We start from the raw sequence: 11,869 nt of genomic DNA on the forward strand, positions 1-11,869 counted from the left end.
CTTACGACTCCTCCCCGCCATCCGCCGGCCCCAGGCGATAGCCCAGGCCGCGCACGGTCTCGACGATGCCGTTGCCGAGTTTGCGCCGCAGGTGGTGGATGTGCACGTTGAGGGCATTGCTTTCCAGTTCATCGTTGAAACCGTAGACGCTGTCCTTGAGCTGCTCGCTGGACAGCACCCGGCCGCGGTTGTGCAGCAGCGCCTGGAGCAGCGATTGTTCGCGCCGCGACAGGTCCACCGGCTGGCCGCCGAGCAGGGTCTCGCGGGTGCTTGGGTCGTAGGTCAGGCGGCCGTGTTCGATCAGGTTGACGCTGCGCCCCGCCACCCGGCGCAACAGGGTATGCAGGCGCGCCGCCAGTTCCCGCAGGTCGAAGGGCTTGAGCAGGTAATCGTCGGCACCGGCCTGCAGACCATCGACCCGGTCGGTGACCGAATCCCGCGCGGTGAGGATCAGCACGGGGATTTCCAGGCCGTTGTGGCGCAGTTGCTTGAGCAGCTTCAGGCCGTCTTCGTCGGGCAGGCCAAGGTCGAGCACCATCACGTCGAACTCCGCCACGCCGAGCATGGCCCGCGCCGCCGAGGCGGTGGCCACGTGTTCGACCGTCAGGCCCTGGGCCGTGAGGCCGGCCACGATCCCGCTGGCAATCAGTTCATCATCTTCACAGACCAGTACGTGCATGGTGAAACCTGTAGAAAAGGGGTGCATTAAAACTATCGCCGATTAAGCCGACATTATGCCCGCACCGCCAGTGTCACAAGGCGTGCAGGGTTAATCATCGGTTAATCGCCATCGGCCATTGTGCCCCCCACTTGCACCGGTTTAAGGCTTTTCCATGCGTCGTCTGTTCATCCTGTTGTTCATGCTGCTGTCGGGCCTGGCCCAGGCGGGTAACAACCCGTTCGAGGTCAAACCCGACTTTCTCCCGGTCGGCAAAGCCTTCGTCTTCACCTCCGAACGCCTGGCGTCGGGGGAAACCCAGCTGTTCTGGCAGATCGCCGACGGCTATTACCTGTATCAGCAGCGGCTGAGATTCGACGGCCTGGCGGACGCGCAAAAACCGGCGCTGCCCGAGGGCGAGGCCCACAGCGACGAATTCTTCGGTGCGCAGCAGGTGTATCGCCAGGGCCTGGAACTGAAAATCCCCGCCGGCGCCACCGGTAAGGTCAAGCTCGGCTGGCAAGGCTGCGCCGACGCCGGCCTGTGCTACCCGCCGCAATCTTTGGAAGTGGACCTGGGCGGCAGCCCGGCCGCCTCCGGAGCCAGCACCGAGGCCAGCGACCAGGCCCTGGCCAGCGGCCTGCAACAGCGGGCCCTGGGCTGGAGCCTGCTGGTGTTCTTCGGCCTCGGCCTGCTGCTGGCCTTCGCCCCCTGCTCGCTGCCGATGCTGCCGATCCTCGCCGGCCTGGTGGTAGGCAGCGGCGCCAGCCCGCGTCGCGGCTTCGCCCTGGCCGGCAGCTATGTGGTGTGCATGGCGTTGGTCTATGCCTCCATGGGTGTGCTCGCCGCGCTGCTCGGCGCCAATCTGCAAGCCCTGCTGCAACAGCCCTGGCTGCTGGGCAGCTTTGCCGCGGTGTTCGTGATCCTGGCGCTGCCGATGTTCGGCTTCTTCGAGCTGCAACTGCCGGCGGCCCTGCGCGACCGCCTGGAAAACGCCAGCCGTTCGCGCCGCGGTGGCAGCCTGGTCGGCGCCGGGGTGCTCGGCGCCCTGTCCGGCCTGCTGGTGGGCCCGTGCATGACCGCGCCGCTGGCCGGCGCCCTGCTGTACATCGCCCAAAGCGGCAATGCCTTGCACGGCGGGCTGATCCTGTTCGTCATGGGCCTGGGCATCGGCCTGCCGCTGTTGCTGCTGGTGACGGTGGGCAACCGCTTCCTGCCCAAGCCCGGCCCGTGGATGAACCTGCTCAAGGGTGTGTTCGGCTTCCTGTTCCTCGGCACCGCCATCGTGCTGCTGCGCCCGGTGCTCGACGAGTCGCTGTGGATCGGCTTGTGGGGCGCGCTGGCGCTGGTCCTGGCCTACACCGCCTGGCATCAGATGCGCGCGGCCGGGCGTGCCGGCCACCTGTTCGGCGCCGGTTCAGTGGTGTTCGGTCTGTGGGGCAGCCTGCTGCTGGTGGGCGCCGCCGGTGGCAGCGACGACCTGTGGCGACCGCTGAAGGTCTACAGCGGCGGCAATGCCGTGGTGGCGGTCAGCGCCCATGACGCCTTCACCACCGTCAAGGACCCGGCCGCCCTGCAAGGCGCCCTCGACACTGCCAAGGCCCAGGGCCAGTGGGTGCTGCTGGACTACTACGCTGACTGGTGCGTGTCCTGCAAGATCATGGAGAAACAGGTGTTCGGCCAACCCCAGGTCCTCGAGGCCCTGAAGGACGTGCGCCTGCTGCGCCTGGACGTGACGGCCGACAACGCCGCCAGCCGCGAGCTGCTCAACCGGTATAAAGTGCCGGGGCCGCCGAGCCTGCTGTGGATCGGCCCGGACGGCGAAGAACGACGCAGCCAGCGGATTACCGGCGAGGTAGACGCCGCTGGCTTCCTGCAACGCTGGACCGCTACCCGAGAAGCCCGTTGATGCTGACCTTTACCATCGGCACCTTTGCCATCGCGCTCAACCACCTGCTGCTGATCAGTGCCCTGGCGCTAGCCACCTTTGTCGGCTGGCGAGTCGCCAAGCGCGGTGGCGAGAACCCGGAATCGGTGCTGTTCGGCCTGTTCCTGCTGGGCATGCTGGCGGCGCGCATCGGCTTCGTGGTCGCCTACTGGAAGCATTACCGCCACGACCTGTGGCTGATCATCGACCTGCGCGATGGCGGTTTTCTGCCTTGGCCGGGGGTGATCGTCCTGCTGCTGGCCGCCCTCGCCTGGGGCTGGCGCCGCCCGGCCCTGCGCAGGCCGCTGGGCGCCGGGGTCGGCAGCGGCCTGGCCTTCTGGCTGCTCGCCAGCCTGTCCCTGAGCATCTTCGAACAAGGCACGCGGTTGCCGGAAATCGCCCTGCGCAATGCCGACGGCAATACCGTGCAACTGACCAGCTACCAGGGCAAGCCCCTGGTGATCAACCTCTGGGCCACCTGGTGCCCGCCCTGCCGCCGGGAAATGCCGGTGCTGGAAAGAGCCCAGCAGCAGCGCCCGGACCTGACCTTCCTGTTCGTCAACCAGGCCGAAAGCATGCAGAGCGTCAGCACCTTCCTGGCCACCCAGGAGCTGAACCTGAACAACGTGCTGTTCGACGGCAGCGGCCGCCTGGGCCAGGCCGTGGGCTCCATGGCGCTACCAACTACGCTGTTCTATAGCGCTGACGGGCGCATGCTCGGCAGCCACCTCGGCGAGCTGTCCGAGGCCAGCCTGGCCCGCGCCCTGGAACATTTCGACCGACCGCATTCGACCACGGCCACGCAGGCCGCCCCTTCAAGGAAACTGCCATGCCCTTCATCCGCCACCTGCTGAGCCTGTCCCTGGGCGCGGCCCTGCTCCAGGTACCGCTGCTGCACGCCGAAGAACTGCCCCTGGCAATCAAGAACATCGAAGCCAAAGGCGCCAAGATCGTCGGCAGCTTCGACGCCCCGGACGGCCTCAAGGGTTATGCCGCGCAGTACCAGAACCGTGGCATGGCCCTGTACCTGACCCCGGATGGCAAGCATGTGCTGCTGGGCAACCTGTACGACGCCGACGGCAAGGACCTGAGCGCCGAACCGCTGCAGAAACTGGTGTATGCGCCGATGGCTAAGGCCGTCTGGGCCAAGATGGAAAAGAGCAACTGGATCGCCGACGGCAAGGCCGACGCACCGCGCGTGGTCTACCTGTTCAGCGACCCCAACTGCCCCTACTGCAACATGTTCTGGGAACAGGCACGGCCCTGGGTGAACGCTGGCAAGGTCCAGCTGCGGCACATCATGGTCGGCATCATCCGCGAGGACAGCCCGGGCAAATCCGCCGCCCTGCTCGCGGCCAAGGACCCGCAAAAAGCCCTGCAGGACCACGAAAAAGCCGGCAAGGGCAGCAGCCTCAAACCCCTGGACAAGATCCCCGCCGAAGTCCAGGCCAAGCTCGACGCCAACATGGCGCTGATGGACGAACTGGAGCTGTCCGCCACCCCGGCGATCTTCTACATGGACGACCAGGGCGAACTGCAACAGCAACAAGGTGCGCCGGCGCCGGGCAAGTTGGTGAAGATTCTCGGGCCGAAATGAATGGGATACGCCCAGACCTGACCACTAATGGCCTTTAGCCTTACTGACGGCGTTACACTACTGCCTTTATTCACGTAGACAGGGAAGTAACGTTTTGACAGCTCAAGGACAAGCTAGGCTTTTAGACATTCTCGACTACTGGCACAAGGTGGAATTCTTTCTACCTTATGCCCTCGAAAAATATGTCGAGGACTTCAAGGAATGGGAGACCCGATGGCTCACCCAGGAAGATCTCCAGCAGAGCAAGGACAGCCACTGGCGTAACTTTTCCATACCTGACGACCTTCAAATCAAAGGCTTCAACCTCTACATCGGGGTTTTTGATGCCTCCGTCATTGCAGCTCTTTGCGAACCGCACCTGGCCGCTTTATCGGTAGACGAGAACACCTTCTATGAAGAGCAGGAACGGGTGGAGCTTGAAGGGCTGACGTGCTTTGCCAAGATCAAGCTCAATGCTCAAGCCGTCCCGCAACTGGATGCAGTGTCACTGTCGACGGCTCCCTGGGCCCTGGGGCAAACGGTGAGCAAAGGGCTTGGCGCTCTTGGCCATCAAGCCTTCGAAGACGCCAAGGAGCAGTTGATCAAACTGCTGCACAACTTCCATGGACAGCGTCAGCAAAACGATGACCCGGCCTTGATGGCCGAGGAAGTCATGCATTTGCATCAACTGCTGTGCAACTGGGCCAGTTTCACACCTGAGCAGAACAGCGGTACCGCTGTCGCATTGATTCAAGTGCTGACCCAGCCCAAGGTCGAGAAACCACTCACGCAACCCTCTGCGGCACAGGCAACGGAAGTCGAGGACGAAGAGGAACCCGATACCGAGATCGACATACTCAACAGCTTTTTCATAAAAGACATTGAGCGTGCGATCGCCAGCTTGCAGCGCGGAGAACAGCCGCTGCCTTTGCTTCAGTACCTGAGCGAAGCCAACCCGGGCAAAAGAATCGACCTGTATACCGATCATGGCCGCACGGCCATTTATCAGGCCCTGCAACCGCAATGCATAAACCCCGGGCATTGGCCGGATGAGCCCGGCCATGCCATGAGCCTGATGCAACAGTTCGCGATCAATACCGCGCTCGGCACCTTGGAAAACAGCGGGGTGTTCTCCGTTAACGGACCACCCGGGACAGGCAAAACGACGTTATTGCGCGACATGTTCGCCGAGAACATTGTTCGTCGAGCTCGGGTATTGGCGGGATACAGCGAGGCGGAAGATGCTTTTGTTGGCGGGAAAAAACCGCAGGTCACCTTCAAGGGCATGCCCAATACCTACACCATCCGCGCGCTCAAACCTGAGTTGACCGGCTATGAAATGGTGGTGGCCTCCTCCAACAATGCCGCCGTGGAAAACATTTCCCGGGACCTGCCCAAACGCAAATCCCTGGGAAAATGCTGGAACAACCTGCAGTACCTGCAACCGGTCGCCCACAAGATTGCTGCCCAGAAAAGCGATGGCAGCATCAGCCCCCTGTCCGATGAGGACAAACCCTGGGGATTGATCTGCGCCGCCCTCGGTAATAGCAACAACCGAAAGGTGCTGCAGGAGCGCATGTTCTTCGCCCCGGTAGACTCCACCGAACCCAATCGACCACTGACGATTCGGCAATGGGTGGATGACTATAAAGGCCCCACCTTCAAGGATGCCTGCGCAGCCTTCAAAAAAGCCGACGAGGAGGTCAGCAAGGCGCTGGAGGAGCGAGCCCGCTACGCCAGCCTGCTGGAAGAAATGGCGGCTACCGATGAGCCGGCCTTCCTGCACCCTCAACAGCAGTCATTCAATCAGGCCGAACAGACCAAGGCGTCCGCCCAGCAAGCCCTCGACCGCCAGCAACAGCAACTTCAAGCATCGGCGCAACATCTGAGCAGCCTGCAGGAACTGGAGCGCCTGATAGATCGCAGTCGTCCGGTCTGGTGGAAGCGCTTGTTCAATACTCAAGCAGCTAAAACCCACCGTAATGAACAACTGGAAAATGCCCGGCTCCAGCGTCTGACGCATGAAGAGATCAACCGCGCGAAAAGCCTTCTGAACAATAGCCTCGTGCCGGAACTCGAACGCGCGCAAACCGCATTGCTGTTCTGTGCAAGCGAACTCGACACCCGTAAAGCGCAATGGCACAGCAAGTGCCAATGCCTGGACGATTTTGCCAGCCGCCTGGGCCGTCCGAACCTGCCAGGCCAGCTGAGTGAACTGGAGAACAGCGACTTCCAGATAAATGGGCTTTGGCATGATGCCGCACTCAATCGATTGCGCTCGACCTTGTTCGCCGCGGCGTTGACCCTGCATGAGGCCTGGCTTGCCGAGGTAGCGCCCTCAGGCTCGAACGGCAAGGGTTTCAGCGCCAACCTTGCAGCCATCAGCCTGTTGCTGAGCAACAAGACACCCGAGGATGAGCGACTGACCCAGGTGCTCTGGCAAAGCCTGTTCATGGTGATCCCGGTGGTCTCGAGCACCTTTGCCTCCTTTGGCAACCAGTTCCGTGGGCTGGGTGCCGGCTCTCTGGGCTGGCTGTACATCGACGAGGCAGGGCAAGCCGTGCCCCAGGCCGCCGTCGGTGCCTTGTGGCGGGCGCAGCGCGCCATGGTGGTGGGCGACCCCCTGCAAATCGAGCCGGTCTTCACCCTGCCGCAACGCCTGGTCAAGACCCTGGGCCAGCTATCGGCGCACACGGCAAACGATGCCTTCGCCCCCAATCGCGTGTCGGTCCAGAGCCTGGCGGACCAGAACAATCGCTATGGCAGCGTGTTCAAGAACGACACCGACGAAGAGCTGTGGATCGGCAGCCCGCTGAGGGTCCACAGACGCTGCATCGAACCCATGTTCAGCCTGTCGAACCAGATCGCCTACGGTAACAAGATGGTCTTTGGCCTGCCCAACGCCCACGCCGCACAGGACGCCCCGGTGTACAGCTCCAGTTGCTGGGTCGATATCCCTGGCAATGTCGAACACAAACAGGTCGTCCCCAGGCAGATCGCGTTCATGGTCGATCTTCTCGGGCAGCTGTACCTGCGCGATGGAGAACTGCCGCAGCTGTACGTGATCTCGCCGTTCAAAGCCGTGCGCCTGGCCCTGCAAAAAGCCATACGCGCAGCGGCCTGGGCCAGGCCCAACCATCGCCCGAAATTACCCGCGGACGAGTTGAAGCAGTGGTTGAAAGCCTCCATCGGCACCGTGCATACCTTCCAGGGTAAAGAACAAGACACCGTGTTCATGCTGCTGGGGGCAGACCCCGAGCATGCGGGAGCGGCGCAGTGGGCCGCCTCCAAGCCTAATCTGTTGAACGTTGCCCTCACCCGGGCCAAACGTCGGGTCTATCTGGTGGGGGATTTTGAGCTCTGGGGGTCGCTGCGCTATTTCGATGCGGTGAGTCGCGGCAAATTCCCGCTGCAAAGAATGGGGCCTGCTTCATTTCTGGCAAAGCTGAATGCTCTGGAAGAACAGACCTCAAGTTGAACACCGTCAGCGCCTGACGCCGACCTGAAGATATTTCGTGAACGCGCTCGCCCCCACGGATACCTGATTGTGAAACAACGATCAGGTCGCTGTGGGGGCGAGCCCGCTCAGGATGAACACTTCAAAAACAGTATCGGTTCAACGAGCGCCGCGCCCATCCAGCAACGCATCCACCACCGCCCTGGCCATTTCCACGGAATGGACCATCGACCAGATCAACCCACGCTCCAGGCCACTGCCGCGTTCGGTGATTTCATCGCTGACTTCTTCAGCGCATTTGAGCAGCAGCGACACATGCACCAGGGCTTCTTCGGCGCTAATGCCTTCGCGTACATGAAACAAGGAATCCGGGGTGACACGCACCGCCGCGGTGGTGGCCAAGGACGCGAATGGCAGCGCCTCGACAGGTTGCTCGGCCAAAGACTGGCGCAGGGCCTGGTTGGCGAGTTTCAGTTCGGGGTAGCGGTAGGTGCTGGGGGAATCGATGGGTGGATCGGGGACTAGCTTTTTCATGGTTGAGCTCCTACAGAAGAAAGGAGCTGACACCGTTCGCTTGCACGCGAATCAGGGTGGCAGCCGCACGCGGAGTGCAAGACCGGGCCTGTTAGGACACCCAGCAGATCCGAGGATCTCCCGCGCACGGCCGCCATAACACAGCGGACATAAAAACGCTCAAGCATGGCTAAGCGTTTATGCGCCTTAACAGGAACCGGACTTGCACGTCCAAGCCATCGATTTGGCGATGACCCAGGCAGCCTAGCCCCGCATACAGGCGCACTCAAGCGCGTGGGAGTTTCTCGGAAAAGCCTTACAAAAGAAAGCGAAACGCCTCACCGTAGCCGCTGCCGCAGGCTGCGATCGACTGCGTAGCAGGCGCCAAACCTGCCCATGCGGTGTGTCAGGCAAAATACCGTTGCCTGGTTTGCGGCCGCTTCGTCGGAATGCCGCCCAGCCCGATCGCAGCCTGCGGCAGCGGCTACAGGGGCGGGGCAGAATTCGGCGTTTGTGCGTAAGGCTCAGGCGAACTCGTCCGGCGCTTCGCGGGCAAGGATGTTCTCCAGTTCGCCCGTGTCTCCTCGTTCGTTGAGGAGGCCGCTGACCTGATCGACCCAGACCTTTTCCGAGGCAATCCCGGCCCACGACTGGCTGCCGAAGCCGTGATACGGACGGTCATCGAAGGTGCTGATCAGCAGTTGGTTGAAGCGCACCGTCTCCAGGTTCTTGCGCTGGATCTGCATCTGCAAAGCCCCCAGCACCTTCTGCTGCTCTTGCGGGTTCGGGCGATAGCTGAAGAGCCGCGGCGAGCTGAGCACCAGGAACTCCGGTGCAACGTTTTCATCGATGGCCGCCTGCAAGCGGTAATGGCCATCGAGAATCAGGTGGCAGCTCAGGCCGCTGACGTACCACAGCAGGATGGGCGGCAAGCTGCCTTCGCGGGCTTTCTTGCGCCACCATTTGAGGCGCCCGGAATGCGGGTCCACTGCATGCAGGCCAACCACTGCGCCGCCACTCTCGCCCAACTCGACCCAGCGCGCCGCGCCGGGTTGCCGGTTGTCGAGGATGTTGCGGCCGTGGATCGCCCACTGCGGCATATGGCTCAGGGCGTCTTCGCCGCCCTTGAAGTACCAGGCCTCGGTGCCGCTCAGCAACGGCCGCATCGGCTTGGGGGATTCCGGGCGCAGGGCCCGTACCAGCCAGTAGCCGGGGTAGAAAAACTCCGGCTGGTGCTGCATCAACTGCTGGACGAAGAAGCGGCTCCAGGCCTTGAGGCGCAGGGCCGGGTCGAGGCGTACCTGTTGCTCCACCTGGGGCGAATCGATGGGCCCCACCAGGGTTTGCGGCAGTTGCTCCAGCAGGTGATTGCGTACCAGCCACACGCCATATAGGCAGCGGGACATGCTGCCCCAGAGCAGAGTCTGGTCACCCAGCACCAGTTGCATGCGTCGGTTGTTGCCACTGAGCAGGCGCAGGTTCGGCTTGCCGCTGGCCGGGCGCTTGACGTCCACCCCGAGGCCGTTCCAATTGCCAGCCAGATCCTCGATATCCCGCCAGTGAATGTGTTCCGTCATGGCCCTGTCCCTGAATGAAAACGCCCGGCGCAGGTGCTTGGACCTGCGCCGGGCGCGACTATAACAGAGGGTCGGGTGGTGGCCGTGGGATCAGCAGGAATGCCGCTCCGCCAAAAACTTCAACAACGCCTCGGTGACAAACGCCGGGTTCTCCAGGTTGGAGATATGCCCCGCCTCCGGCACCAGTTGGTAAGGGCAACCAATCAGCTCAGCCATTTCCTTGGTTTCCGAAGGCGGGCGCGGTTTGTCCTGGTCGCCGCACAACAGCAAGGTAGTCTTGGGGTCCAGCTGGTTGAGGCGCGACAGCAGGTCTGCGCGGCTGAAGGTGATGCGGCCCATGGGCACCACGCTTTCGCGCAGGCGTTCGCTGGGCAGTGCCGCGAGCACGGCGCGGAAGTCCTGGTACAGCGCCGACTGCGGGTCGATGCCCGGACGGAAGAAAATCGGTACCACGATGTCCAGCAGCGGTGACGGGATGGTCCCCGTCTCTTCGATCTGCTTGAACAACGAGAAGTAGTACTGGCGGGTCGGCTCGGGCTCGACCCCGAGGTAGGTGTCCATCAGCACCAGGCCATTGATGCGCTGCGGCGCCGCCAGGGTCAGGCGCGCGCCCCACATGCCGCCCACGGACAGGCCGACCAGGGTGATGCGTTCGATCTGAAGATGATCCAGCAGCGCCAGCACCTGCCGGGCGATGTCGTCCAGCGAGGCGGTACCTTGCGGCAGCGCGCCGGATTGGCCATGGCCCCACAGGTCCAGGGCGATCACCCGGTACTGTTTGGACAGCGCCTCGATCTGCGGCGCCCACATGTTCAGGTCCCACAGGTAACTGCCGGCCAGCAGCACCGCGGGGCCGCTGCCCTGGTCCAGGTAGTGAAGGGCTTGTCCATCAATAGTCGCGAAGGGCATCAACTGTCTCCTGTCAGGTGGGCTGCGAAAAAAGCCTCGGTAGACTGTGCCGGTGAAGGGTTGCCGTCAATCGGACAAGTCCTAAGGGCCGTGCAAGCCTGGAGGTTTTTCGCGAGCAAGCTCGCTCCTACAGAGGATGATGGAATCCATGTAGGCTGCTGAACGCCTGAACGATATGTATGCCCTCGACACCCTTGAGTGAGATATCGATGAGCGGCACAGCCGGTCCCTTCGACTCCCCTCCAGAAGTGGTAAATAGACGCAAAGTTCATATCAGCAAGTACAAGTTGTTCAGACTCCTTTCATCTTCAACGAGACTGACACTTTGAGCTATATCGGGGTTGCCGCAATAATGATCATCTCGTCCTGGGAAAAACTGTTGGTTACAACTTGCGGACAGCGAAAACAGGCATCGGGCCCCTGTTCATTCCACCAGCGACAGGAGGCTCTTATCGAGCAACGGGGAAGTTTGTCTGTTACCGTTTTTAATTTATCTACGGTGCGCGATACAAGCTGGCAGCCTCCTTCCTTGTAGTGCTGGCATCGCATTTCCGCACAGGGTGCGGAAATGCGAAATACCTCTGCCGGACTGACAGGGACTGTTGATTCAGCCAGCTCTTTGGTCATGGGTATTGCTTGTGAAAGGTAAGCTACTTCAGGAGCTGCCACCGTGCCATTCACCACCCCGAATATTTTCGCTCCCTCCCAGTCCGGCTGAGCACTTGGGCACAGAAGCTCTTTATTTCGACCGTTCTCAATCAATCGGCGGGATTTTTCCAACGATTTGGGTGGCATTTTATTCCCTCCACCAGCATTCCTTCTGTCCCTATTGGTTTGACGAAAAAATGCCGAAAAACCTAGACCTTGCCAATATTGGCAACTTCCTTGAGCTCGCCTACCGCGCTTTGGGGGAGTACTTGAATGTTGAAGTCAATCCTTCCGCCATAAATAAGAATTTTATCGCGCAACGCTTCTCCACGAGCATCAAGCGCTCTTTGCAAACCGGAAGCTATTGCAGTGCTTATATCGGCAACAGACAGATTCGCTGCTACGCGGTCAAACTTTTCATTGGACATTTTAATTCTCCGAAACATAGCCGTTGAAATAACTGGAGGCGTGCAAGCAGAACATCAATGGCGTTTTGGTGTCTCGGGGGCTTGGTAATGGCTCGCTTCAAACAGCTCCATGTCCATAAAAACTCCAAAATAACGATCTGCCATTATTGCTGGCGTGGCAATGACTTTGACAGTCA

The 11,869-nt window shown here is 61.5% G+C and carries 10 protein-coding genes; 4 read left to right on the top strand and 6 right to left on the bottom strand.

Annotated features, from left to right (window positions below; translation table 11 throughout):
- Position 1: 1 nt before the first annotated feature.
- Entirely contained in the window at positions 2–679 is a 678-nt protein-coding gene (locus tag J4D52_RS02830) for a response regulator (RefSeq protein WP_038577297.1), read from the bottom strand.
- Positions 680–833: 154 nt separating this feature from the next.
- Here J4D52_RS02830 and dsbD point away from each other — a divergent pair, with 154 nt between their 5' ends.
- From dsbD to J4D52_RS02850, 4 genes are all read left to right on the top strand, one after another.
- On the top strand, positions 834–2,567 hold the full coding sequence (gene dsbD / locus J4D52_RS02835) for a protein-disulfide reductase DsbD (RefSeq protein ID WP_102677844.1): 1,734 nt from the start codon (positions 834–836) through the stop codon (positions 2,565–2,567).
- Positions 2,567–3,439 (top strand): TlpA disulfide reductase family protein, encoded by an 873-nt coding sequence (locus tag J4D52_RS02840; RefSeq protein ID WP_102677845.1) that lies wholly within the window; start codon positions 2,567–2,569, stop codon positions 3,437–3,439. Before dsbD ends, J4D52_RS02840 begins: the two co-directional genes overlap by 1 nt.
- Positions 3,415–4,182, top strand: coding sequence for a thiol:disulfide interchange protein DsbG (dsbG, locus tag J4D52_RS02845; RefSeq protein WP_025805423.1), 768 nt, complete (start codon positions 3,415–3,417; stop codon positions 4,180–4,182). Before J4D52_RS02840 ends, dsbG begins: the two co-directional genes overlap by 25 nt.
- A 94-nt stretch (positions 4,183–4,276) precedes the next feature.
- Entirely contained in the window at positions 4,277–7,639 is a 3,363-nt protein-coding gene (locus J4D52_RS02850; protein ID WP_102677846.1) for an ATP-binding protein, read from the top strand.
- A 138-nt stretch (positions 7,640–7,777) separates the two neighbouring features.
- On the opposite strand, the gene J4D52_RS02855 is transcribed toward J4D52_RS02850, so the two are convergent.
- The 5 genes from J4D52_RS02855 to J4D52_RS02875 all read right to left on the bottom strand — a co-directional run bounded on the left by J4D52_RS02855 (position 7,778) and on the right by J4D52_RS02875 (position 11,693).
- Positions 7,778–8,152 (bottom strand): DUF6124 family protein, encoded by a 375-nt coding sequence (locus J4D52_RS02855; RefSeq protein WP_102677847.1) that lies wholly within the window; start codon positions 8,150–8,152, stop codon positions 7,778–7,780.
- Positions 8,153–8,655: 503 nt separating this feature from the next.
- A complete protein-coding gene (locus tag J4D52_RS02860; RefSeq protein WP_102677848.1) occupies positions 8,656–9,708 on the bottom strand; it encodes a hypothetical protein in 1,053 nt (350 codons plus the stop codon).
- Between the two features lie 90 nt (positions 9,709–9,798).
- The gene (locus J4D52_RS02865) at positions 9,799–10,617 is read right to left on the bottom strand and encodes an alpha/beta fold hydrolase (RefSeq protein ID WP_102677849.1); all 819 of its coding nucleotides are present in this window, start codon (positions 10,615–10,617) and stop codon (positions 9,799–9,801) included.
- 330 nt (positions 10,618–10,947) lie between these two features.
- Complete coding sequence (locus tag J4D52_RS02870) at positions 10,948–11,412, bottom strand: nitrogen fixation protein (RefSeq protein ID WP_102677850.1); 465 nt, start codon at positions 11,410–11,412, stop codon at positions 10,948–10,950.
- Positions 11,413–11,474: 62 nt separating this feature from the next.
- A complete protein-coding gene (locus J4D52_RS02875) occupies positions 11,475–11,693 on the bottom strand; it encodes a hypothetical protein (protein ID WP_124303223.1) in 219 nt (72 codons plus the stop codon).
- Positions 11,694–11,869: the final 176 nt, after the last annotated feature.

Origin of the sequence: Pseudomonas sp. GW460-12-10-14-TSB1 (assembly GCF_017349775.1) — a bacterium.
In the GTDB taxonomy this organism is placed as follows: Bacteria; Pseudomonadota; Gammaproteobacteria; order Pseudomonadales; family Pseudomonadaceae; genus Aquipseudomonas; species Aquipseudomonas piscium.